This is a genomic window from Alkalimonas cellulosilytica, from assembly GCF_036325985.1.
GTDB classification, from domain to species: Bacteria; Pseudomonadota; Gammaproteobacteria; order Enterobacterales; family Alteromonadaceae; genus Alkalimonas; species Alkalimonas cellulosilytica.
In genome coordinates, this window is the sequence record NZ_JAUHLI010000013.1 from 105,202 (window position 1) to 128,985 (window position 23,784).

At 53.2% G+C, this 23,784-nt stretch carries 25 protein-coding genes; 20 read left to right on the forward strand and 5 right to left on the reverse strand.

Annotation, left to right across the window (positions count from 1 at the left end; all coding sequences use genetic code 11):
* Nucleotides 1-34: 34 nt before the first annotated feature.
* The 3 genes from QWY20_RS13690 to ycaC form a co-directional block, all read right to left on the reverse strand.
* Nucleotides 35-739, reverse strand: a complete 705-nt coding sequence (locus QWY20_RS13690; RefSeq protein ID WP_330129572.1) for a pirin family protein — start codon at nucleotides 737-739, stop codon at nucleotides 35-37.
* A 126-nt stretch (nucleotides 740-865) separates the two neighbouring features.
* The gene (locus QWY20_RS13695; RefSeq protein WP_330129573.1) at nucleotides 866-1,432 is read right to left on the reverse strand and encodes an antibiotic biosynthesis monooxygenase; all 567 of its coding nucleotides are present in this window, start codon (nucleotides 1,430-1,432) and stop codon (nucleotides 866-868) included.
* Between the two features lie 53 nt (nucleotides 1,433-1,485).
* Nucleotides 1,486-2,112, reverse strand: coding sequence for an isochorismate family cysteine hydrolase YcaC (gene ycaC, locus QWY20_RS13700; protein WP_330129574.1), 627 nt, complete (start codon nucleotides 2,110-2,112; stop codon nucleotides 1,486-1,488).
* A 141-nt stretch (nucleotides 2,113-2,253) separates the two neighbouring features.
* Between ycaC and QWY20_RS13705 the strand changes: the two genes are divergently transcribed.
* The 15 genes from QWY20_RS13705 to rpoS all read left to right on the forward strand — a co-directional run bounded on the left by QWY20_RS13705 (nucleotide 2,254) and on the right by rpoS (nucleotide 13,824).
* Nucleotides 2,254-3,162: a LysR family transcriptional regulator gene (locus QWY20_RS13705; protein WP_330129575.1), complete on the forward strand. Its 909-nt coding sequence runs from the start codon at nucleotides 2,254-2,256 to the stop codon at nucleotides 3,160-3,162.
* A 149-nt stretch (nucleotides 3,163-3,311) separates the two neighbouring features.
* Nucleotides 3,312-3,761, forward strand: a complete 450-nt coding sequence (locus tag QWY20_RS13710; protein ID WP_330129604.1) for a DoxX family protein — start codon at nucleotides 3,312-3,314, stop codon at nucleotides 3,759-3,761.
* A gap of 64 nt (nucleotides 3,762-3,825) precedes the next feature.
* Nucleotides 3,826-4,737 carry a LysR family transcriptional regulator gene (locus QWY20_RS13715; protein WP_330129576.1) on the forward strand — a complete coding sequence of 304 codons (912 nt, stop codon included), beginning with the start codon at nucleotides 3,826-3,828 and terminating at the stop codon, nucleotides 4,735-4,737.
* A gap of 45 nt (nucleotides 4,738-4,782) precedes the next feature.
* The gene (locus QWY20_RS13720; protein WP_330129605.1) at nucleotides 4,783-5,319 is read left to right on the forward strand and encodes a DUF924 family protein; all 537 of its coding nucleotides are present in this window, start codon (nucleotides 4,783-4,785) and stop codon (nucleotides 5,317-5,319) included.
* 107 nt (nucleotides 5,320-5,426) lie between these two features.
* Nucleotides 5,427-6,137 carry a substrate-binding periplasmic protein gene (locus tag QWY20_RS13725; protein ID WP_330129577.1) on the forward strand — a complete coding sequence of 237 codons (711 nt, stop codon included), beginning with the start codon at nucleotides 5,427-5,429 and terminating at the stop codon, nucleotides 6,135-6,137.
* 65 nt (nucleotides 6,138-6,202) lie between these two features.
* A complete protein-coding gene (locus QWY20_RS13730; RefSeq protein ID WP_330129578.1) occupies nucleotides 6,203-6,862 on the forward strand; it encodes a hypothetical protein in 660 nt (219 codons plus the stop codon).
* 61 nt (nucleotides 6,863-6,923) lie between these two features.
* On the forward strand, nucleotides 6,924-7,253 hold the full coding sequence (ftsB, locus tag QWY20_RS13735; protein WP_330129579.1) for a cell division protein FtsB: 330 nt from the start codon (nucleotides 6,924-6,926) through the stop codon (nucleotides 7,251-7,253).
* Nucleotides 7,253-7,948 (forward strand): 2-C-methyl-D-erythritol 4-phosphate cytidylyltransferase, encoded by a 696-nt coding sequence (gene ispD / locus QWY20_RS13740; RefSeq protein ID WP_330129580.1) that lies wholly within the window; start codon nucleotides 7,253-7,255, stop codon nucleotides 7,946-7,948. Before ftsB ends, ispD begins: the two co-directional genes overlap by 1 nt.
* Nucleotides 7,945-8,427: a 2-C-methyl-D-erythritol 2,4-cyclodiphosphate synthase gene (ispF, locus tag QWY20_RS13745; RefSeq protein WP_330129581.1), complete on the forward strand. Its 483-nt coding sequence runs from the start codon at nucleotides 7,945-7,947 to the stop codon at nucleotides 8,425-8,427. Before ispD ends, ispF begins: the two co-directional genes overlap by 4 nt.
* The gene (truD, locus tag QWY20_RS13750; protein WP_330129582.1) at nucleotides 8,427-9,479 is read left to right on the forward strand and encodes a tRNA pseudouridine(13) synthase TruD; all 1,053 of its coding nucleotides are present in this window, start codon (nucleotides 8,427-8,429) and stop codon (nucleotides 9,477-9,479) included. Before ispF ends, truD begins: the two co-directional genes overlap by 1 nt.
* Nucleotides 9,479-10,231 (forward strand): 5'/3'-nucleotidase SurE, encoded by a 753-nt coding sequence (surE, locus tag QWY20_RS13755; protein WP_330129583.1) that lies wholly within the window; start codon nucleotides 9,479-9,481, stop codon nucleotides 10,229-10,231. Before truD ends, surE begins: the two co-directional genes overlap by 1 nt.
* The gene (locus tag QWY20_RS13760; RefSeq protein WP_330129584.1) at nucleotides 10,232-10,870 is read left to right on the forward strand and encodes a protein-L-isoaspartate(D-aspartate) O-methyltransferase; all 639 of its coding nucleotides are present in this window, start codon (nucleotides 10,232-10,234) and stop codon (nucleotides 10,868-10,870) included.
* A 25-nt stretch (nucleotides 10,871-10,895) separates the two neighbouring features.
* The gene (locus tag QWY20_RS13765) at nucleotides 10,896-11,783 is read left to right on the forward strand and encodes a DUF368 domain-containing protein (protein ID WP_330129585.1); all 888 of its coding nucleotides are present in this window, start codon (nucleotides 10,896-10,898) and stop codon (nucleotides 11,781-11,783) included.
* A 10-nt stretch (nucleotides 11,784-11,793) separates the two neighbouring features.
* Entirely contained in the window at nucleotides 11,794-12,717 is a 924-nt protein-coding gene (locus QWY20_RS13770) for a peptidoglycan DD-metalloendopeptidase family protein (protein ID WP_330129586.1), read from the forward strand.
* A 111-nt stretch (nucleotides 12,718-12,828) separates the two neighbouring features.
* A complete protein-coding gene (rpoS, locus tag QWY20_RS13775; RefSeq protein WP_330129587.1) occupies nucleotides 12,829-13,824 on the forward strand; it encodes an RNA polymerase sigma factor RpoS in 996 nt (331 codons plus the stop codon).
* Nucleotides 13,825-13,875: 51 nt separating this feature from the next.
* Here rpoS and mutS read toward each other — a convergent pair whose 3' ends face one another.
* Complete coding sequence (mutS, locus tag QWY20_RS13780) at nucleotides 13,876-16,452, reverse strand: DNA mismatch repair protein MutS (protein ID WP_330129588.1); 2,577 nt, start codon at nucleotides 16,450-16,452, stop codon at nucleotides 13,876-13,878.
* 32 nt (nucleotides 16,453-16,484) lie between these two features.
* Here mutS and QWY20_RS13785 point away from each other — a divergent pair, with 32 nt between their 5' ends.
* The 5 genes from QWY20_RS13785 (at nucleotide 16,485) to metH (ending at nucleotide 22,889) form a co-directional block, all read left to right on the forward strand.
* Entirely contained in the window at nucleotides 16,485-16,985 is a 501-nt protein-coding gene (locus tag QWY20_RS13785) for a CinA family protein (protein WP_330129589.1), read from the forward strand.
* Nucleotides 16,986-17,039: 54 nt separating this feature from the next.
* Nucleotides 17,040-18,086 (forward strand): recombinase RecA, encoded by a 1,047-nt coding sequence (gene recA / locus QWY20_RS13790; RefSeq protein WP_330129590.1) that lies wholly within the window; start codon nucleotides 17,040-17,042, stop codon nucleotides 18,084-18,086.
* Nucleotides 18,087-18,267: 181 nt separating this feature from the next.
* Nucleotides 18,268-19,191, forward strand: a complete 924-nt coding sequence (locus QWY20_RS13795) for a homoserine O-succinyltransferase (RefSeq protein WP_330129591.1) — start codon at nucleotides 18,268-18,270, stop codon at nucleotides 19,189-19,191.
* A gap of 6 nt (nucleotides 19,192-19,197) precedes the next feature.
* Nucleotides 19,198-20,265 carry a homocysteine S-methyltransferase family protein gene (locus tag QWY20_RS13800; protein WP_330129592.1) on the forward strand — a complete coding sequence of 356 codons (1,068 nt, stop codon included), beginning with the start codon at nucleotides 19,198-19,200 and terminating at the stop codon, nucleotides 20,263-20,265.
* Nucleotides 20,265-22,889, forward strand: coding sequence for a methionine synthase (metH, locus tag QWY20_RS13805; protein WP_330129593.1), 2,625 nt, complete (start codon nucleotides 20,265-20,267; stop codon nucleotides 22,887-22,889). The genes QWY20_RS13800 and metH overlap by 1 nt, the downstream gene beginning before the upstream one ends.
* A 12-nt stretch (nucleotides 22,890-22,901) precedes the next feature.
* Here the strand turns inward: metH and QWY20_RS13810 are convergent, their stop codons facing one another.
* The gene (locus tag QWY20_RS13810) at nucleotides 22,902-23,690 is read right to left on the reverse strand and encodes a substrate-binding periplasmic protein (protein WP_330129594.1); all 789 of its coding nucleotides are present in this window, start codon (nucleotides 23,688-23,690) and stop codon (nucleotides 22,902-22,904) included.
* Nucleotides 23,691-23,784 lie beyond the last annotated feature (94 nt).

Consider the following 23,784-nt stretch of genomic DNA (forward strand, 5'->3'; position numbering starts at 1 on the left):
ACTTGCTGGGCTTTGTGCACAGCGTTGCTTAAATTTAGGTGCTAAGGCCTGGCAAATCAAACCACAAGGCATGCACCAGCCCAGAGCTGGCGATGGCGGGTGTTGCTGACTGATCCACCAGCTTGATACCATCACCTGGCTGGAGTTGCTCGTCAGCCAGGCTGAGCTCACCGGCGATCAGATGCAGGTAATAGGCCCGATTGGGTTGCATTGGCAGCTGCAGTTGCTGCTGCTCACTCAGCCGTAACTGCGACACGCTGGCATCTTGCCTGATTTGTAAGGTACCATCGCGGCCATCCGGCGTGATCACTGGGGTCAGGCCCGGTTGATCGCCAAAGTGTTTTTGCTGATAGCCAGGAGCACCATCGAACTGATTGGGCTCGATCCAAATCTGTAAAAAAGCCAGCTCATCCGCCCGGCTAGCGTTGTATTCACTGTGGTAAATCCCCCGGCCAGCGCTCATCAATTGGAACTCGCCGGCTGGCAGCACTTCTTCATTGCCGGCCGAGTCTTTATGGGCTATGGCGCCTTGCAGCACATAACTGATGATTTCCATATTGCGATGACCATGGGTATCAAAGCCGGCACCAGCTGCCACTCTGTCGTCATTAATCACCCGCAGTTTGGAGAAACCCATCTGCTTTGGGTTGTAATAGTGGCCAAAGGAAAAGGTATGGCGGCTTTTCAGCCAGCCAAAACTGGCCCGGCCCCGCTCATGGCTTCGGATGACTTCAAACATAAGGTGTTCCAATAGTGTTTTACACCTTACTACTTTAGCTGGCTTGGCTGACAGAATATATCGGATAAAAATGAATCAATCGTTCGTTACTATCGAATTATAGAGTCAATTGCCTCGATGGGAGGTTCAGGGTTTAAACAACCAGCCAGCCAATAAAGGCACCAGCCGTGGCATCACCAGGTAAACCATCAGTCCCACAATAATGCCAGCACTGAGTAAGTGACGGATGCCCCAAAGCCCAAGTAGCGGCATGGCATCGAACAGCAACTGCAGCAGCGGTGGGATCAGCATGGTCAGCAGGCAAATCACTAGTGTGGTGAGCAGCCATTGCTTCCAGCGTACCGGATGTGGCGCTGGGCTATTAAGTGGCTGAAACCAGTGATCGATGCCGCTGGATATCTGCACGTTTTCCGGCAGCTGCAACAAAGATGCAACTTTGCCTATCAACTGCTGACGCTCATCAGATGCCAGCCAGTGCTTGGCATCGGCCTCGCTGGCAAAACGTACGGCAATCTCATAGCGCTGTAGCCCTTGATTTGGCTTTAAGATGGTCACGCCCTGATGGCCGGGAAATCCAGCGGCAACCTCGATAATGGTGGCCAGCCAGGATTCATAGCGGGCCTGCTGATTGGGATCGATCTGATGATGGATCAGGATGGAAGCACCAGTCTGAGGTTGCTGGGGTGACGACATACTTGGCTCCTGCAAGAAGCCCAGCACAGCATGCTGGGCTATCCTGTGACTGATTACTTACCTGAGGTTAAGGTGGTATAGCTGTTGATCAGGTTGCGGTAATCCGGAATATGGTTGGAGAACAGCTGGCCCAGACCTTCCACATCGTTGCGCCAGTCACGGTGCAGCTCACAGGCCACGCCAAACCAGGTCATCAACTGAGCACCGGCATCGGACATCCGCTGCCAGGCCGAGGCGCGCGTCAGCTCATTAAAGGTGCCGGAGGCGTCGGTGACCACGAAGACATCAAAGCCTTCCGCCAGTGCAGACAAGGTCGGGAAGGCAACACAGACTTCAGTGACGACACCGGCGATGATCAGTTGCTTTTTGCCGGTGGCTTTAATGGCCGCAACGAACTCTTCATTATCCCAGGCATTGATTTGGCCTGGGCGGGCAATAAACGGAGCGGTTGGAAAGATCTCTTTCAGCTCTGGCACCAGCGGGCCATTCGGACCCTCTTCAAAGCTGGTGGTTAAAATGGTCGGCAGCTTGAAATAAGCGGCCAGATCGGCCAGCGCCAGTACATTGTTTTTGAATTTGTCCGGGTCAATATCCCGCACCAGCGACAGTAAGCCGGTTTGATGATCGACCAGCAGCACAGCGGCGTTGTTTTTGTCCAGACGTACATAGGGTTTGCTCATGGTTCGCTCCTTAGCAAGTCACCGGTGCGGGAGTGCAACCGGTTCGAGTTGGCTTTAAAGTCTAGATGCAGCAACAACGACGCGGTAGACTGCTAAACTGTGATGCAGCGTTCCATTTTCAGAACGATAGCAAGGAATCCTATGCAAGACTTAAATGATCTCTATTACTTTGTGCAGGTGGTCGACCATGGTGGTTTTGCCCCAGCCAGCCGCGCGCTGGGTATTGCCAAATCAAAGTTAAGTCGCCGTATTGCGCTGTTGGAGGACCGACTGCAAGTACGCTTGATTCAGCGCTCCAGCCGCCACTTTCAGGTGACCGATGTTGGCCAGCATTATCTGGAGCATTGCCGTGCCATGTTGGTAGAAGCCGATGCAGCCCAGCAAGCGATTGAACAAGCCCGGGCCGAGCCTTGCGGCAGCATTCGTCTGACCTGCCCGGTCGGGTTGTTGCACTTTCATGTGGCGGAGATGTTGGCAGACTTTATGCTGTTGTACCCGAAAATCACTGTGCATCTGGAGGCCACCAACCGTCGGGTAGATGTGTTGGCTGAAGGCGTGGATTTGGCACTACGGGCCCGGCCTTTGCCGCTGGAAAGCAGCGATCTGGTGCTGCGCGTCCTCTCTGACCGTGGCCAGTGCCTGGTTGCAAGCCCAGCGTTGGTGGCGCAGCAGGGTGGTTTGCCAGAGCAGCCTGAAGACTTGTTGCACTGGCCCAGCTTAAGCCGGGCCAGTGCGTATGAGCAGCATCAATGGCAGTTGCAGCATCAGGATGGCCATAACTTAAAGCTGCCTTTTCAGCCGCGCTACACCACCACCGATATGCTGGCGTTGAAAACTGCAGCGCTGTCAGGAGTTGGGGTGGTGCAATTACCTTTGTTGATGCTGCAGCAGGAGCTGGCCGAAAAGCGCTTGCTGCAGCTGTTGCCAGAATGGGAGCCGCGGCGTGAAGTGATTCATTTGGTGTTTCCGTCCCGGCGCGGCATGTTACCAGCCATTCGGGCACTGATTGATTTTCTGGTTGAACGCTATGCCCGCATTATGGAAGATTGATGTCGGCCTTTTCGTTCTGAAAAATCGAGCATGTTGATTCTAATCATCCAATTTTATAATTCATTTAGCTCTTCTACACTGTTCTCATCGACAACGGGGATCTTTGCCTGAGCAGGTCGACATCCAACAAACTGACAGAGGAATAGATGATGAACAAAGCAATGGCATTACTGAAAAAATTGGCAGCAACCAAAGCAGGCTGGGGCGCTTTGGCACTTAGAGTACCTATCGGCATTATCTTTGCGGCCCATGGTGCCCAGAAGCTATTCGGTTGGTTTGGCGGCTATGGTTTGGCGGGCACCGGTGGCTGGATGGAAAGTATTGGCCTGGCACCGGGTGTGCTGATGGCATTTTTAGCTGGTTCTGCAGAGTTCTTTGGCGGCATCGCGCTGGTCATTGGCGTGCTAACCCGGCCTGCTGCCGCCGTGCTGGCGGTGACCATGCTGGTGGCAATATTTGCGGTGCACTTTGAACACGGCCTCTTTATGAGCAACAATGGTTACGAATTTGGTTTGGCCTTGCTGGCAGCCAGTATTTCCTTGTTATTCAGTGGTGCCGGCAAAGCTTCAGTGGATGCTGCGTTAAGCCGCAGCCACTAAATGTACAACTGAATCAACCCGGCTCTGTCCGGGTTGTTCGCTTTTAATCAACCGGGAGTCTGCGATGGCACGTTCAACCTTAGAGCAGTGGCGGATGTTTAAAGCGGTGGCCGAGCATGGTGGTTTTCATCAGGCCGCTGAAGCAGTGTTTAAAAGCCAGTCCAGCATTCACCATGCAGTGCATAAGTTAGAAGATGTGCTCGGTGTATCGCTGTTTCAGGTGGAGGGGCGGAAGACACAGTTAACAGCTGCCGGTGAGCAATTACTGCGGCGCATTAATTTCTTACTCACCGAAGCTGAACGCATGGAGCAGGTAGCACTGAACCTGCAGGCGGGTGTGGAGTCGACACTGAGTATTGCCGTGGACGAAGCTTTTCCACGAGACATCCTGTATCAGACCCTGTCAGCGGTATCGCACGAGTACCCGCTGATCCGCATTGAACTGATGGAAACCATACTGGCTGGAGCCAATGAACTGCTGGCGCAGGGCAAAGCGGAAATAGCCGTGGCGCCTTTTACCCTGGCCGACAATCTCAGTGAAGATATTTGTCAGGTGGAGTTTGTGGCTGTTGCTGGCTCAAAGCACCCACTGCATCAGTTGCAGCGCGGATTAACCTTGGAAGATTTAAAGGATTGCCGGCAAATTGTATTGCGCGACTCTGGCAAGGCCCGTGACAAAGAGCATGGCTGGTTGGGCTCGGAGCAGCGCTGGACCGTTAGTCACGTCGGCACCTCCATCGAACTGCTACTAAAGCAACTGGGCTTTGCCTGGTTACCCCGTCATGCGGTGCAACCCTATCTGGATACGGGGCTGTTACAGGTACTGCCCTTACCCAGAGGCAGCAGCCGCAGCATGACCTTTTATCTGAACTTTAACGATGCCGATACTCTGGGGCCGGTTGCCCGGACGTTTTTGGGGCATCTGCGGTATTTGACGCAAAACCAGGACCTTGCAGCAGGTGTCATAACATCCTAGTATGGAAATACTCCCACTCTGGATGAAGGTCTGTTGATGAAAACTATGCTCAATACGGTACTTACCTTTTGGTTTGAAGAGCTGAATAAAGAACAGTGGTTTGTCAAAGATCCGGAGCTGGATCAGCAAATCCGCGATGTGTTTGGCAAGTTACATCAGATGGCAGCTTGCTGTGAGCTTTATCCATGGCGACAAGAGCCGCGAGGCCGCCTGGCTGAAATCATTGTGCTTGATCAGTTTTCCCGTAATATTTACCGGGATACTCCGCAGGCTTTCGCCTGCGATCCGTTGGCACTGGGTCTGGCGCAGGAAGCCATTCATCTGGGCCTTGATCAGGAGCTAACCCCCACCGAGCAAAGCTTTCTGTACATGCCTTTTATGCACAGTGAATCGCTGGCTATTCACGATGTGGCGATGCGGTTGTATGACCAGGAAGGGTTGGAAGAGAACCTGCAATTTGAAATCAAACACCGCGATATTATCGAGCGTTTCGGGCGTTATCCGCACCGCAATGCCTTAGTAGGGCGAACCTCTACCAATGAAGAGCTGGAGTTTCTGCAGCAGCCGGGCTCTGGTTTTTAATCAATTTGATTTGTTGTTATTTCATTCTAAGCTTTAGAATGAGGATATTTTTTATCGAGACACTTTATTTGAAATCAATATACGCCTTGCTCATTTCCGCTCTGATAATGAGTTACTCTAATTTTTCTAAGGCTAGCGATGAGTTGGTGCTTTATACCGAGCACTTTCCGCCCTTTAGTTACGAACAAGACGGAGTCATTACCGGAACCAACACTGAGATTGTACGACGTCTTTGTGAGCAGGTGGCTATTCGTTGCCGCTTTGAGCTGTATCCCTGGCGTCGGGCCTTTGAGCAAGCGCTAGCCAACCCACGGGCCGGACTGTATTCGACCTCCCGCAGCAAAGATCGCGAAGCTTTGTTTCAATGGGTTGGTCCTTTGGCTTACACCACCCCTTATTTATACCGGTTAAAAAGTCGCTCCGACATCCAGCTGCAGCAGGTCGAGGACGCCAAGGGGTATATGGTTGCAGTAGCCCGGGGCGATGTGTTTGAGGAATACTTTTTACGAAAAGGTTTTCAGTATGGCCAACATCTGCTGGATTTTGAGTCCAAGTCGGCAGCCACTCCATTATTCTTGCAAGGACGGGTCGACTTAATGGTGTCTTCGGAACTGGTGATGCCGGTCTGGTTGGCGGATTATCAGCAGACGATGGAGGTGGTTGAGGCAGCCATAGCGCTGGAAGGCATTGCGGGCAATTTTTTGGCGTTGCATCCGGATGTATCTGCTGAGCTGGTGGAGCAGCTGCAAGCAAGGTTGGAACTGATGCGCAAGAGTGGTGAGTTGGAAGCCATTGTGCAGAGTTTTCAGATTAAGTAATGTTGTGAAATGCGATTGTTTTTTGCTTGTGCAAGCCAGCATGGCTCCGTTACCATCAGATCAGCATGAAAGACTCAACTGATCAGCCACATTTCTGGCAGGTATCTGGCCAGAACCAAACCTACACTGAACTCTGCAATGCATTGTACGAGCGCGAACTGCTGCGTCTGTCCCAGTGGCCAGCAAGTAGAGCAGCCGAGTTACCAAGGCAACTGGCCAGTTTGCCATTTTACATCCGTAAAGCGGCGCAGCGTATCCTTAAGGTGCAATCTCCGTTGTTGCTGGATAGTCAAAATGCGTCCTGGTTTGCCAGTCAGGCTGCCACTTGCCCGTTGAATCGGCAGCGGCCAGATCAAATTGCCCGTTTCTTTGAGAAATACGCTAAGCCTGGTCTGCTGGTCCCAGTGTATCAGGAGCAGCTTGGAGTAGAGCGTATTTTACTCGATACCATTGATGAAGTAGACAAAGCCGGCCAGCGGCTGCATTGCAACCAGCAAGGTTGGTTTGCTTTTGCCGGCACACCGCTCAGCAGTGCCAATACCGATAAATTTTTGCTGCAGCCAGTGAAAGTGGTGATGACAGCGTGCTGCTGTGGCCATCAATGGAGCAACCAAAAACGCAGCTCGCCCCGGGCTCTGAGTTTGCGTGAGCTGTTGCTTACCACTGACCTGAACTGGAAAAACTTTGCCAAACCTATCCTGCAAGCTCCACTTGCAACGAGTTAGGCCTTCCCACACTGCATCGAAAGCTTCATAATAACCCTATGATGAACTCTGAGCCGGTGGCATGCGGTTACTGACAATCGCCTTATTGATCCTGTTGCTGTTGCTGCAATACCGTTTGTGGTTTGGGCAGCACAGTGTCAGTGACTACCTGCAGCTCACGCAACAGTTGGAGCAGCAGGCATTAGCTAATGAAGAGCTGGCCAAGCGGAATCGTCTGTTGCTGGCGGATGTGGATGATTTACGGCTTGGTCTGGAGGCGATTGAAGAGCGGGCCCGTAACGAGCTTGGTATGATCCGTGACGATGAAATCTTTTTTCGCATAGTGACCGATAGCCCGAGTTTGCACGATCAGCGTCAGGGCATTACCTTACCATTGCAGCCGGAGCGCTAATGACTGCGCTCACTCTGAACCGATTAGCAGCAGTGATTCCGGCGGCAGGAGTGGGTAGTCGGATGCAAAGTGAGGTACCCAAGCAATATCTTCGGTTACATAACCACACCATTCTGGAACACAGTGCTGCAGCACTACGTCAGTTTAACCCCAGCTTGCCTCTGGTGATTGCGCTTGGCGCAGAAGACTCTTATTTTGCCAGTACCAGTTTGGCCGCTGATGCTACGGTGCGCACTGTAGTCGGTGGCTCTGAGCGGGCAGACTCTGTACTGGCTGCGCTTGAAGCCTTAGATCCTGATCAGTTTGACTGGGTGCTGGTGCATGATGCCGCCAGGCCATTGCTACACTCTGCCGATCTGAAACGCTTGATGGACCGTTGTCAGCAAGCCGGTTGCGGCGGAATTTTGGCCGCTCCGGTGCGTGATACCATGAAACGTGGCGGCCCACACATTGAGCAGACGGTTGATCGTGACCGGCTCTGGCATGCCCTGACCCCTCAATTGTTTCCTCTGTTGCTGCTAAAACAGGCATTATGCGCAGCTTTAGCTGACGGTGTGGCGGTAACCGACGAAGCGTCTGCTATGGAGTGGGCGGGCCAGCCAGTGTTATTGGTTGAGGGGCGCAGCGACAATATCAAAGTAACCCGGCCAGAGGATCTTGCTTTGGCTGCCTTTTATCTGGAGACTCAACAGTGACAGCGATTCGCATAGGCCATGGTTTTGATGTCCATGCTTTTGGTGGCGAAGGCCCGGTAACTCTGGCCGGCGTAAAAGTGGACTATCCGCAAGGATTACTGGCTCACTCGGACGGCGATGTGGTATTGCATGCCTTGACCGATGCTATTTTAGGGGCGCTGGCGCTTGGCGATATTGGTCATCACTTCCCCGATACCGATGCTGCTTATGCCAATATCGACAGCCGGTTGCTGCTGCGTCAGGTGGTGGCCACCATGCAACAGCATGGCTGGAAGCTGGGCAACCTTGATATCACCATTATGGCGCAGGCCCCCAAAATTGCGCCGCATATTGCCGCCATGAGGGCTGTCATCGCGGCGGATCTGCAGGCAGAGCTTGGTCAGGTCAATTTGAAAGCGACCACTACCGAGCGATTGGGTTTTGTGGGCCGTAAAGAGGGGATTGCAGCTGAGGCTGTGGTGTTGCTGGTGGCTGGCTGATGGCCGAAACTGAACAAGCATGGTTGTATGGTCAGCCAGAGGCCAAGGCAGTGATCCGCAGCCAGCCTGCTGATTTTGTGGTGGATGAAGAGCTTAACTTTAGCCCCAGCGGTGCTGGCGAACATTTGCTGCTGCAAATTGAGAAAACTGGCCAGAATACCCAATATGTTGCCAGACAACTGGCAGTGCGAACCGGCCTTAAAAACCGGGATATCAGCTTTGCTGGTCGCAAAGATCGTCATGCCATTACCCGGCAGTGGTTTTGCCTGCCCTGGCCAATCAAAGCCGATGTGCCCTGGCAGGACTGGCAGGGGGAAGGCTACCGGATTTTGCAGGTGCAGCGCCACCACCGGAAACTGCGCCTCGGCGCTTTGAAACGCAATCACTTTCAGATCCGTTTACGTCAGCTTGATGATGCCGCTACGGTGCTAAAGCGTTTACCTCTGGTACAACAGGGCGTGCCGAATTACTACGGTGAACAACGTTTTGGCATTGATGGCGGTAACCTGGTCAAAGCCAAAGCGCTGTTTGCCGGTCAGGGCATTGCTGATCGGCAGTTACGCGGTCTGGTTCTGTCAGCCGCACGTTCTTTCTTATTTAACCAGCAAATCTCAGCGCGCATTGTAGCCGGATATTTCAATACTCTGTTGCCAGGCGATATCGTGCAACTGGATGGCTCAGGCTCGATTTTCCGTGCCGATGAGGCGCTGGATGCATTGCAGCAACGGTTAGAGCAAGGGGATCTTCATCCAACGGCTGCTTTGTGCGGTCTGGCTGCTGCGGAGAAATCCCAGCCACAGCAGGAAGCGGCCCGGCTTGAAGCCAGCTGGTTGGCCGGGCATGATAGCCTGGTGCAGGGGCTGATTGATTTTCGTGTAAAGGCAGAGCGTCGCTCTATCCGGTTGGTCCCCCAGCAACTGAGTGCGGTGCAACAAGACGATACAATTTTACTGCAATTTGCTCTGCCAACGGGTTGTTTTGCCACCAGTGTGCTGCGAGAATTGGTGCAGTACACCGATGCTGGCGCCAGTAAGCAGTATGGAGAAGACTAATGCGCATTTTGTTAAGTAATGATGATGGCGTTTATGCCAAAGGCATTCAGGTGCTCCAGCAAGCGTTATCGCAAATTGCTGATGTCACAACGGTTGGGCCGGATCGCAACTGCAGTGGTGCCAGTAATTCCCTGACGTTGCTCAATCCACTGCGAACGCAGCAACTGGACAATGGCTTTACTGCCGTCAGTGGCACTCCAACGGATTGCGTGCATCTGGCGATTAGTCAGTTGCTGGACTTTACACCGGATCTGGTAGTGGCAGGCATCAATCACGGCGCCAATATGGGTGACGATGTGATTTACTCAGGCACGGTGGCAGCGGCGACTGAAGGCCGGCACTTGGGCCTGCCCGCCATTGCGGTGTCGTTAGCAGGGCATGATGACGAGTACTTCGAAACGGCCGCTTATGTCACGGTGCAGGTGATCAAAAAACTAAAGTCGCACCCGCTGCCTGCTGATCAGATCTTAAATATCAATGTACCCTCTATCCCGGTGCAGCAGCTGAAAGGGTTGCAAATTACCCGGTTGGGGCGCCGCCATAAAGCAGAAACCATGACCAAGGCACGTGATCCCTGGGGGCGCGATATCTATTGGTATGGTTCTTTAGGGCCGGAACTTGATGCCGGCCCCGGCACCGACTTTTATGCCATTGCCAATGGCTATGCCTCTATTACCCCGATTCATGTCGATATGTCTGCTTACAAGAGCATGGAACAACTTAGTCAGTGGCTAGAAGGAATTCAGTTGTAAATGGCCGTAGCAACCCAACGCAGTGCCAGTGTGCTGGCGCAAAAACTTCAAAGTGAAGGCATTCGTAATCCACAGGTAATCACTGCCATTGCCAATACACCACGTCACTTGTTTGTAGAAACGGTGCTGGCGCACAAAGCCTATGAAAATACCGCTTTGCCCATTGGCCATGGTCAAACCATTTCACAGCCGTACATTGTTGCCCGAATGACAGAGCTTTTGTTGGCGGGTGGTAAGCACCAGCATGTATTGGAGATCGGTACCGGCTCTGGTTATCAGACTGCGGTACTGGCCCAGCTGTTTGACCGGGTCTACAGCGTTGAGCGCATTAAAAGTTTGCAGTTTCAGGCCAAGCGCCGCCTGCAACAGCTCGACTTGCACAACGTCTCGATGAAGCATGGCGATGGCTGGCAGGGCTGGCTCAGTAAGGCGCCTTTTGATTGCATTCTGGTGACGGCAGCACCCAGTGCAGTGCCGCAGGCTTTGTTGCAGCAACTTAGTGAGGGCGGCCGCTTGGTCATTCCGGTTGGGACCGACGAGCAAATGCTGCGCGTCATTACCCAGCAAGGCGATGACTTTGTTGAAGAAAGCGTTGAAGCCGTGCGCTTTGTCCCCTTGGTGCCAGGTGAACTGGCCTGAAAAACTTGAATCACAGGGTATGGTGATGTCGTATTTGATGGTGTGGTGTAAAGGATTGCTGATGGGAGCGGCCGATATTGTGCCTGGGGTTTCCGGTGGCACTTTGGCCTTGCTGCTGGGGATTTATGAGCGACTGATCAAGGCGATACGCTCGGTGGATCACCATGCCGTTGCTATGGTAGTGCAAGGCCGGTTTGCGGCAGCCTGGCGACACATGGATGGTACTTTTTTACTGTGTTTGTTTGGTGGTATTTTACTCAGTGTCTTTATGCTGGCCAATGGTGTTAGCTGGATGTTGGCGCACCAGCCGGTGCTGCTTTGGGCGTTATTCTTCGGTTTGATCCTGTCTGCTTTACCGCATTTGTGCCTGAAACTGCACTGGAACCGATGGCGCCTGGCTTTGCTGCTGACAGGCGTGGTGCTTGCTTTGGCCATTGGACGTTTGCAAGCGGTGGAGCTTGAGCCTGAGCTTTGGATGTACTTTGTTGCCGGTGCCATTGCTATTTGCGCGATGATTTTACCTGGGATCTCAGGCAGCTTTATTCTGTTGTTACTTGGCATGTATGCCCCGGTATTGCTGGCAGTGACTGAGTTGCAACTGGTTCCATTGCTGCTCTTTGCCAGTGGCTGTGCGGTGGGGTTACTCAGCTTTTCACGCTTGTTGTCGTGTTTACTGGCACGGTACCATGATGCTACCTTAGCCCTGTTAATCGGTGTGGTGATTGGCGCCATGTACCGGGTCTGGCCCTGGCAGCTTGCCGGTGAGCCGGTTAGCCTTGCCAGCTATGCCGAACACCACGGATCCTTGCAGCTGGGATGGGCGCTGCTAATGGCTTTCGTGGGGGTTCTGTTGATGCAGAGCATGCTGCGCCTGGAGCGCCGCCAAGATAGTCGTGATGATGTAAGCAACTAATGAGGCGGCGATGAGTGCACCGAGTGCCCCAGTCAGACGCAAAAATTACCCCGCTTTGTTGCCGGGTTTTTGTGGTTTACTGGTGGTGGGTATGCTCAGTACGCTGCTGAGTGGGTGCGCCAAACGTTCGGCACCGGCACCGGTTGCCAGTTTACCGATGCAATCAGCTCAGGCATCGCGGGGCAGCATCACCACCGATACCTATCAGGTACAGCGGGGCGACACTCTTTACTCCATTGCTTTTCGGGCTGGTCAGGATTTTCGCGAGCTGGCCAGTCGTAATCAAATTACAGCCCCTTATATTATTCATCCAGGTCAGCAGCTGCGCATGACGGGAGCTGCTCCGGCTGCGCGCACAACTACGGCTGCAACACCGGCTACCAGAGCCCCGCAACCGGCTCCGGTGACTACCCGGCCAGCCACGCCTGCGCCTGCTACACCAAGAGCTCAGACCAATCCAAGCCCGCCGGCAAAATCGGTTGCACCTAGCCCACAAACGGGTTATGTTCATAATAGATCAGCACAAAACCCGGAAAAAACCGAGCACAATACCTCAGCATCAGGTCGATTGCAATGGCAGTGGCCGACCAGAGGCACCCTGCTGGCGCGTTTCTCGCATCAGGAGCATGGCAGCAAGGGCATTAAGATCGCTGGCAATGAAGGGCAGCGTATCAATGCAGCTGCAGCGGGGCAGGTGGTTTATGCTGGCAATGCACTGCGGGGCTATGGCAATTTAATCATCATTAAACACAACGATGATTATCTAAGTGCTTATGCTCACAACAGTCGCTTGCTGGTTCGGGAGCAACAACGGGTGGAGGCTGGACAACACATTGCCGATATGGGCAGTACTGAGGCTAGTCGAACGCAATTGCACTTTGAAATCCGTTTCCGTGGGCAATCGGTAGACCCACTTCAGTTTTTGCCAAAGTAACACAGGAAAGCAACATCATAACAATAGACGTCCTGAAGGACGCATTGACGGTCAGCAACCAGGAGCCGGTTTGGCTGTACCAAATGTACCCTGTAGATGTGGGAGAAGGATATGGGATCCAAGGCAATACATGATCGTGATGAAAGCAGCAATGAGGATATAAACGACGATTTGTCTTTGATGGATGATACGGATGAGCCAGATGCTGCCGCTCTTACCGAAGACAATGACACCGATACTGATGAAATCTTTGCACGCGATGACAGTTACCGTGCTTTAGATGCAACCCAAATGTACCTTGGCGAAATTGGTTTTTCGCCGCTGTTAACAGCCGAGGAAGAGGTCTATTTCTCGCGATTAGCGCTCAAGGGCGATGAAGCTGCCCGTAAACGTATGATTGAAAGTAATTTACGGCTGGTGGTGAAAATTGCCCGTCGTTACATCAACCGGGGCCTGGCGCTGCTCGACCTGATTGAAGAAGGCAACCTTGGCCTGATCCGTGCGGTGGAAAAGTTTGACCCAGAGCGCGGTTTCCGCTTTTCGACCTATGCGACCTGGTGGATCCGCCAAACCATAGAGCGGGCCATTATGAATCAGACCCGCACCATCCGTTTGCCCATCCACGTAGTCAAAGAACTCAATATTTACCTGCGAGCGGCCCGTGAACTGTCGCAAAAGCTGGATCATGAGCCTACTGCTGAAGAAATCGCTACGGCGCTGGATAAGCCGGTGGAAGAAGTCAGCAAGATGCTTAAACTAAACGAGCGCATCACCTCGGTCGATGGGTTAGCAGCAGGCTCGTCGGATAAACAGTTGCTGGATGTGATTGCTGATGACAAAGAGCTGGGGCCTGAGATGGAACTGCAAGATCAGGACATCAAACAACACCTGGTGCAATGGCTGGATGAACTGAACCCGAAACAGCGTGAAGTCTTAGCCCGTCGTTTTGGTTTGCTGGGATACGAGCCATCCACGCTGGAAGATGTTGGCCACGAAATTGGTTTAACCCGCGAGCGGGTGCGGCAAATTCAGGTGGAAGCCTTGCGGCGGTTAAAAGAAATCGTCACCCACCAGGGGCTTAATATCGAGACTCTCTTTCAGGAATAACCAATTGATTCCAATAAAAAAGCGCCAAAAGGCGCTTTTTTATTGTGGGCTTCAATCGGCCAATTGCGCCTGCAACTGATACAGCAGATCCAACGCCTGGCGGGCGCTGAGGTCGTCCGGATTGATGCTGCGCAGTTGCTGCAGTACCGGATGCTCCGGGGCCAGCAGGTCCAGTTGCGTTGCGGCTACCGGCTTTGAACTGGTTGCTGCCGTTGGCTCGGCCTGCTTCAATTGTTGCAACTTGCGTCTGGCTTGCTGGATCACCACCTTGGGCACACCGGCCAGTTGTGCGACCTGCAAGCCAAAGCTTTTACTGGCGGCTCCTTCCTGCACATGGTGCATAAAAGCAATGGTATCGCCATGCTCAACCGCATCGAAATGCACATTGGCCAGCCCTTCCAGTTCATCGGCCAGTTGTGTCAGTTCAAAGTAGTGGGTGGCAAACAAGGTCATGGCTTTTAATTGCCGGGCCAGATAGTCAGCGCAGGCCCAGGCCAGTGATAACCCATCGTAGGTGCTGGTACCGCGGCCCACTTCATCCATCAGTACCAGGCTGTGTGGGGTGGCGTGGTGCAAAATGGTGGCGGTTTCGGTCATTTCTACCATAAAGGTCGAGCGACCGGAGGCCAGATCATCCGACGCGCCAACCCGGGTAAAGATCCGATCGATTGGGCCTATCACCGCCCGCTCGGCGGGGACATAACTGCCAATAGCGGCCATCAGAACGATTAGCGCAGTCTGGCGCATATAGGTGGATTTACCGCCCATGTTGGGGCCCGTGATCAGCAGCATACGTCGCTTTGGCGACAGTTGCAGTGGGTTGGCAATAAAAGGCTCCTGCATGACCTGCTCAACCACCGGATGGCGTCCTTGCTCAATCTGGATACCAGTGGCAGCTTGAAGCTCCGGCTGTTGGTAATTCAGCACATCAGCGCGCTCGGCAAAGGTACTCAAGACATCCAGTTGCGCCAATGCTGTTGCCAGCTGTTGCAGCTCGGCCAGTTGCGGTAGAACCTGATCAAACAGCGCATCGTACAGCTGCTTTTCCAGCGCCAGCGCTTTGCTTTGGCTGCCTAGAACCTTGTCTTCGTATTCTTTCAGCTCCGGGATAATAAAACGCTCGTTATTTTTCAGTGTTTGGCGGCGAATGTAGTCTGCCGGTACTTTATGATCCGAGCCACGGCCAATTTCAATGTAATAACCATGCACCCGGTTAAAACCGACTTTGAGTGAACTGATACCGGTGCGCTCTTTTTCACGGCTTTCCAGTTGCTGCAGGTAATCGGTGGCACCGGTCGCCAGTGCCCGCCAATGATCCAGCTCTTCATGATAACCTGAAGCAATGACACCGCCATCGCGGATCAGCACGGGCGGCTGTTCAACAATGGCGCGTTCCAGCAAAGCGCAAAGCTCTGGCAAGGGTTCGGTCTGGCTGGCCAGTGTGCTCAGCAAAGGGCTGCGCCAACTGCTGGCCAATGGGTGCAATTCGGGCAGTTGTTGCAGTGCCTGGCGCAGCCTTGCAAAATCGCGCGGCCGGGCAGAGCGTAAGGCAATACGGGCAATCACCCGCTCGATATCTCCAATGTGCTTTAGTTGCGGCTGTAGCTCCGGGTAGCAGTCTGTCAGCTCGGTTACCGCTTGCAGGCGCTCTGTGATGCGCTGCTGCTGGCGCAGCGGTGCATGGATCCAGCGCTGCAACAAACGCGAGCCCATGGCGGTTTGCGTCTGATCCAGTACATCCAGCAAGGTATGTTCGCGGCCGCCGGCCAGGTTTTGCGTCAGCTCAAGGTTGCGCCGGGTGGCGGCATCCAGCACGATATAGTCATCGCTTTGTTCTTTGGCGATGGCGCGGATATGCGGCAACTGGCTGCGCTGGGTGTCTTTGACATACTGCATTAAACAGCCCGCAGCCATCAGGCCCACCGGGGCATCTTCTACGCCAAAGCTCAGCAAATCCTTGGTGCCAAATTGCTGGCACAACAAACGCCGGGCAGTCTCGGCTTCAAACTCCCAGACCGGGCGGCGTCGGTTGCTGCAGCGCGCCGGCAGCAGCTGTGGAGCGGCTAGTTCCTCACTGTACAAGAGTTCGGCCGGTTGCAGCCGCTGCAATAAAGCCTGCACATCACTTTCTGTACTTAATTGCTGCAGCAAAAAACGGCCACTGGCCAAATCCAGCCAGGCCAGGCCAAACTGATCCTTGTGCTGCACCAGGCTGCCCAGCAGGGTATCACGCCGCTCCTGCATCAGGGCTTCATCGGTGACCGTGCCGGGCGTGACAATACGCACGACCTGACGTTCAACCGGGCCTTTGCTGGTCGCAGGATCGCCAATCTGCTCACAAATAGCGACCGACTCACCGAGCTGCACCAGCCGGGCCAGGTAGGATTCGACGGCATGGTAGGGCACGCCAGCCATCGGGATCGGCTGGCCACCACTTTGGCCACGCTTGGTCAGCGAGATATCCAGCAGGCGGGCTGCCTTTTTCGCATCGTCATAAAACAGCTCGTAAAAATCGCCCATACGGTAGAACAGTAGAATATCCGGATGCTGGGCTTTTAACCCCAGATATTGTTGCATCATCGGGGTATGGGTACTGGCAGCTTGCCCCAGGGCTGTGGTGGACGGCATAATGGTGTCAAATTCCTTGCATTTGGATTGCTATGAGCACCACCACCGACACCTTGCAACTGGCGCAGACACTGGGCCAGTTATTGATCGAGCAACAGCTGATGGTGACGGCGGCGGAATCCTGTACCGGCGGTGGCTTAGCTTACAACCTAACCGCTGTGGCCGGTAGCTCTGCGTATCTGGATCGCAGTTTTGTCACCTATAGTAACAAATCCAAACAGCAATTATTAGCGGTGGATGTGCAAACCCTGCAGCAGCATGGTGCGGTTAGCCTGCAAACGGTGCAGGAAATGGCGGCCGGTGCAGCCAAAGCAGCCGGTGCTGATTTGGCCATTGCAATTTCCGGCATCGCCGGGCCTGGAGGCGGCTCTGAGCACAAGCCGGTGGGGACGGTGTGTTTTGCTTTTTGGTTGCGCGGGCTTTGTACCAGCAATCAGCAACTTTTTACCGGAGAGCGGGCAGACATTCGTCAGCAAGCCATCGATTTCGCGCTACAACAAAGCATCCGGTTGTTGACAGCAAGCGCAAACTAAACTACTGTATGCTCATACAGCATTCAGCCCAATCTAATTTTTCGGGAGTCATCAATGGACGACAATAAACAAAAAGCGCTGGCCGCCGCCTTAGGCCAAATTGAACGTCAGTTCGGTAAAGGCTCGATTATGCGACTGGGTGACAGCACGGCGCTGGATATTGCCTCTGTGTCGACGGGGTCGCTGGGGCTGGATATCGCGCTTGGCATTGGCGGCTTGCCGTATGGTCGTATTGTGGAGATCTACGGGCCTGAGTCATCCGGTAAAACCACCCTGACTTTGCAGGTGATTGCCGAAGCGCAGCGCGCCGGTAAGACCTGTGCCTTTATCGATGCCGAGCATGCGCTCGATCCGGTGTATGCCGCTAAGCTGGGGGTGAATGTCGACGACTTACTGGTATCACAACCGGATACCGGTGAGCAGGCACTGGAAATCTGCGATATGCTGGTGCGCTCAGCCGCGGTTGATGTGGTGATTGTTGACTCGGTGGCAGCTTTAACGCCGAAAGCGGAAATCGAAGGCGATATGGGCGACAGCCATATGGGCTTGCAGGCCCGCTTAATGTCGCAAGCCTTGCGTAAACTGACCGCCAATATCAAGCGCTCCAATACCCTGTGTATTTTTATCAACCAAATCCGGATGAAAATCGGTGTAATGTTCGGCAACCCGGAAACTACCACAGGTGGTAATGCACTGAAGTTCTATGCTTCGGTGCGATTGGATATCCGCCGTATCGGTTCGGTGAAAGATGGCGATGAAATCATCGGCAACGAGACCCGGGTTAAAGTGGTGAAAAACAAAGTAGCACCACCCTTTAAACAAGCTGAGTTTATCATTACCTATGGTCAGGGCATCAATAAGCAGGGCGAGCTGCTCGATCTGGGCGTGCAGGAAAAGCTTGTGGATAAATCCGGTGCCTGGTATGCCTATCAGGGCAATAAAATTGGCCAGGGTAAAGCCAATGCGATGAAGTTTTTGTTGGACAATCCGGCTATTGCCAATGAAATTGAAGCCGAATTGCGCAATCGTTTGTTGTTAAAACCAGAAACCATCAAAAAAGCTGCGTTAGAGAACGCAGAAGAATTGCCAGCTGAAGAGTAAGTCATCATTGTGCATCAAAAGATGCCAGCCTAGTGCTGGCATTTTTTTGGATAAAAGATATGGCTGCTATCCGATGGTGTGATTACTCTTATTAATTTGGACGTCTATACGTTTAGAAGTTGACTTTCGGTTGGTTTTTTCGCACACTTCATCCATTGTTTTCAGTGGGAATGGAGTCGTTATGCCAATCAAAGTGGTCGATCAGTTGCCTGCCGTGGGCGCTTTGTCAGCAGAGAATGTGTTTGTCATGACCGAGAGCCGGGCAGCCAGCCAGGATATCCGGCCGCAGCGCATTGCCATTTTGAATCTGATGCCCAACAAAATTACCACTGAAATTCAGTTGTTGCGTTTACTGGCCAATTCACCGCTGCAGGTAGATGTGGAGCTATTGCGTCTCGATGATCATGTCAGCAAGCATACGCCGGAAAGCCACTTAAATTGCTTTTACCGCTATTTCTCTCAGGTTGCAGATCAAAAGTACGATGGCCTGATTATCACCGGGGCACCGCTTGGCTTGGTTGATTATGAAGATGTCACTTACTGGGATCAGCTGGAAGGGATCTTAAGCTGGGCTGATAATCACGTAACATCCACCTTATTTTTATGCTGGGCGGCGCATGCTGCTTTGTATCATTACTATGGTTTGCAGCGTGAAATTCGTGGCGACAAGCTATCCGGGGTCTATGCTCAGCAACTGAAGCAGCCACTGTGTCCGCTGGTGCGTGGTTTTGACGATGAGTTTAAGGTACCGCATTCGCGCTACGCCCAGGTCCCCAAGCAGCGTTTTTCGCAGCACGATGATTTGCATATTCTGGCCGAGTCCGATGTGACTGGTCCTTATTTGCTGCAGAACAGCAGCGGCAGCCGGGTCTTTGTCACCGGCCACCCGGAGTACGATGTGAATACCTTAGCGGATGAATACCAACGCGATCTGGCTGCCGGGTTAAACCCGAAGATCCCAGAGCACTATTTTCCGCAGGATGATCCCAGCCGTTCGCCCCTAAAGTTATGGCAGAGCCATGCCTTTTTGTTATTCAGCAACTGGTTAAACTATTATGTCTATCAGGCCACCCCTTTTGACTTGGGTGCTATTGGCAGGAAGTGAGGTTTCATGAGCAAAGCACGATTGACCCCTGAGCAGCTGCGTGCTCTGTTAGCGCAGCGGATCCTGATCCTGGATGGCGCCATGGGCACCATGATCCAGGCGCATCAGTTGCAGGAAGCCGATTACCGCGGTAGCGAGTTTGCCAATTGGCCGACTGATTTAAAAGGCAACAATGACCTGTTGGTACTGACTCAACCGGACATCATTCGCTCGATACACCGGCAATATCTGTTGGCCGGTGCCGATATTGTGGAGACCAACAGCTTCAATGCCACTACTATCGCCATGGCTGATTATCAGATGGAAGCACTGTCGGCTCGTATCAACCGTGAATCTGCGCGACTGGCCCGTGAAGCCTGTGATGAAATCAGCGCGCAGACCCCGGAGCGGCCTCGTTATGTCGCTGGTGTGCTGGGGCCAACCAATCGCACCGCCTCGATTTCACCGGATGTGAATGATCCGGGCTACCGCAATGTGACTTTCGATGAGCTGGTGACAGCTTACAAAGAGTCGACCCATGCCTTGATTGACGGTGGGGCCGATATCATTATGCTGGAAACCATCTTTGATACCTTAAATGCCAAAGCCGCTGCTTTTGCTGTATTGGAGGTTTTTGACGAGCTTGGTTTTGAACTGCCGGTAATGATTTCTGGCACCATCACCGATGCCTCTGGCCGGACACTATCAGGGCAGACCACTGAAGCCTTTTACCATTCGCTGGCGCATGTAAAACCGGTCTGTTTTGGTCTGAATTGTGCGCTGGGCCCTGATTTGCTGCGGCCCTATGTCGAGGCGCTGTCGACGGTATCTGAGGCCTTTGTCTCAGTGCATCCCAATGCCGGTTTGCCAAATGAATTTGGCGAGTACGACTTAGGTGCTGAGGAGATGGCGGCAGAAATTGCAGATTGGGCAAAGCAAGGCTTTGTCAATATTGTCGGCGGCTGCTGTGGCACCACGCCGGAGCACATCCGTACCATTGCCGAAGCCGTCGCTGGCGTAGCGCCACGTCAACCGAAACCTGTCAGCCATCAGTTTAATCTGGCTGGCCTAGAAGCTTTTTCTCCGGAGTGGTAATGCAGCAACAGGCACGATTTATCAATATCGGTGAACGCACCAATGTCACAGGCTCTGCGCGCTTTAAGAAACTGATTTTAAATGGTGACTATGAAACGGCGCTGGATGTGGCCAGGCAACAGGTGGAGAATGGGGCCCAGATCATCGACATCAACATGGATGAAGCCATGCTGGATAGCAAGGCCGCCATGGTGCGCTATCTCAGTTTGTTGGCAGGCGAGCCGGATATCTGTCGGGTACCTATTATGGTGGACTCATCCAAATGGGACATCATTGAAGCGGCGCTGAAATGCATTCAGGGCAAAGCTATCGTCAACTCCATTTCGCTCAAAGAAGGTGAGGCACCCTTTTTAGAGCAAGCCAGACGCATCCGTCGTTATGGTGCTGCCGCCGTGGTGATGGCGTTTGATGAAGTAGGCCAGGCTGATACCAAAGCGCGCAAAGTAGAGATTTGTCAGCGTGCCTATCGTTTACTGGTAGAGAGTGTCGGTTTTCCACCGGAAGACATCATCTTTGATCCCAATATTTTTGCGGTGGCGACCGGCATTGAAGAGCACAACAATTACGCCGTGGACTTTATTGAGGCCTGCCGCGATATCAAACGCTTGTGCCCCTATGCCAAAATATCAGGCGGAGTGTCCAATATTTCCTTCTCGTTTCGGGGCAATGATCCGGTACGTGAGGCCATGCACTCAGTGTTTTTGTACCATGCCATCGCTGCTGGCATGGATATGGGCATCGTCAATGCCGGCCAATTGGCGGTATACGACGATATCCCGGAGCTGCTGCGTGAGCGGGTCGAAGACGTCATCTTAAACCGGCGCGAGGATGCCACCGAGCGTTTGCTGGAGATAGCGCCAGAGTTTAAAGGCGATGGCAGCGTGGCTGAGAAGCAGGATGATGCCTGGCGCAGCTTACCGGTAACCAAGCGGCTGGAGCATGCGCTGGTGAAGGGCATTACCGATTACATTGAGCAGGATACCGAAGAAGCCCGTCAGCAGGCGGAGAAGCCGCTGCATGTGATCGAAGGCCCGCTGATGGATGGCATGAATGTGGTAGGCGACTTGTTTGGTGAGGGCAAAATGTTCCTGCCGCAGGTGGTCAAATCAGCCCGGGTGATGAAAAAAGCGGTGGCCTACCTGCAGCCCTATATCGAAGCGGAAAAATCCGGTGGTCAGGCTCAGGGTAAAATTTTGCTGGCCACGGTCAAAGGCGATGTGCACGACATAGGCAAAAACATTGTCGGGGTAGTGCTGCAGTGCAACAACTTTGAAGTCATTGATTTGGGTGTGATGGTGCCTTGCGCTAAGTTGCTGCAGGTGGCCAAAGATGAAAATGTCGATGTGATTGGCTTGTCAGGCTTAATCACCCCATCGCTGGATGAAATGGTGCATGTGGCGAAAGAAATGTCTCGGCTTGGCTTTGAATTGCCGCTGCTGATCGGAGGCGCTACTACCTCCAAGGTGCACACCGCGGTGAAGATAGAACCGCATTATCCGCATGGGGTGGTCTATGTGCCCAATGCCTCGCGCAGTGTTTCGGTAGTGCAGTCTTTGATCAGTCAAAGCAGCAAAGCCGATTATCTGGCTCGCATTCAGCAGGAATACATCACAGTTCGTGAGCAGCATCAGCGCAGCCGCCCCGGTCAGAAAATGCTGAGTGTAGCCGAGGCTCGGGCCAATAAGTTTCAGCTGGATCTAACCAGGGTAGCGCCAGCCCCAAAACAACCGGGTGTGCACCTCTGGGCCGATGTGGATTTGCAGCAACTGCGTGATTACATCGACTGGACGCCGTTTTTTATGACCTGGCAGTTGTCGGGCAAATACCCGGCCATTTTAAATCACCCGGAAGTTGGCATGGAAGCCCGCAAATTATTGGCGGATGCCAATACCATGCTGGATCAGATGATTGGCAGCAAGCGCATTCAGGGCAAGGCGGTGTTCGGTCTGTTTCCGGCCAACAGCGATGGCGACGATATTATTGTCTACACGGATGAGGGCCGCAGTACCGAACGGTGTCGTCTGCATCAATTGCGTCAGCAGTTGCAACTGCGGAACCAGATCCCCAACAGTTGCTTGAGTGACTTTATTGCGCCGGTCGGCAGCGGTGTGGCTGATTACATCGGGGCTTTTGCGGTGAGTACCGGTTTTGGTGCCGATGAATTTGCCGCTGAATTTGCTGCAGCGCATGATGATTACAACAGCATCCTGGTCAAAGCATTGGCTGATCGGCTGGCTGAAGCGCTGGCAGAGTATCTGCACCTTAAGATCCGCCGTGAGTACTGGGGCTATGCAGCCGATGAGCAACTGGAAAATGAGCAGTTGATTCGTGAGTTGTATCAGGGCATACGACCAGCTCCCGGATATCCGGCGTGTCCGGAACATACCGAAAAAGGCACTTTATGGCAGTTGCTGGATGTGGAAGCGCAAACCGGTATGCAGCTGACTGAAAGCTATGCCATGTGGCCAGGCGCTGCAGTCAGCGGCTGGTATCTGGCTCATCCGGACAGCAAATACTTTGCGGTCAGTAAAATTGGCCGCGATCAACTGGCCGATTATGCCGGCCGTAAAGGCTGGAGCGAGCAAGAAGCCGAGGTTTGGCTTACTCCCAATCTACAGGATTAAGTTGAGGCGGGTTTAGAAAATCGCCGCCGGGGCAGGTAAGGGTAATTCGGGCAGATAACGGGCCCGGATTTGCTGTAGTTTGCCGCGTTGATACAGGCGTTGCCAGGCCTCATCAAGCCGTATGGCCATCTCTTCAGAGATGGTGTGGCGGCTAAAGCCAAAATAGACCGGGTTTTGGTACACCACCAGCAATTGCTGATAACTCCGATGCTGCATCTGGCCGGTTTGTCGCCAATGGTAGAGAGTGCTTTGATCTTCCAATACGGCATCCACTCTGCCTGTATCCAGCAAAGCCAGTTTATCTTCATGGCTGCGAATCTCCACCAGGGTGGGGCCAAAATCATCAAGCGCGATCAGCTGCTCAAACGCCTCACCATAGTAGGCACCATTTAAAATGGCCAGTAGCAACTCTTGAGGCCATGTTGCCAGTTGTTGTAGATTTTCCAGTGCTGGCAACCGTTTGGGATCTCCTATTAAGACTACGGTTTCCTGATGATGTGGCCCGATAAAGCGAAAGTCTGCCAGACGTTGTTCTGAAAATGAAAGGTGGCTTAGCATATCCAACTGGCCCTGCGCAATCAGTTGCAGCGAGCGGCGCCAGGGGGATTGGTAGATCACCAGCTCACAGCCTGCTTCTTCGGCTAAGGCTCTGGCAAGTTCAATGGACAAGCCTTGCCAACCGCTGCCGTTGGGATTCAGGTGGGGCGGAAAAGAACTGTCAGCTCCCATGCGTAATTGACAGCTGTATGCTGGCAAAGACAGAAGCAAGATGAGTATGCTGCTGATAAAAACTTTATGCATCCAGATAATACCAATGGTTAGGCAGCCCACGTATTTTACACATTAAAGATAAGCTGCAATGCTTTTAAACACAATTCCTGACTATACTTAAGGT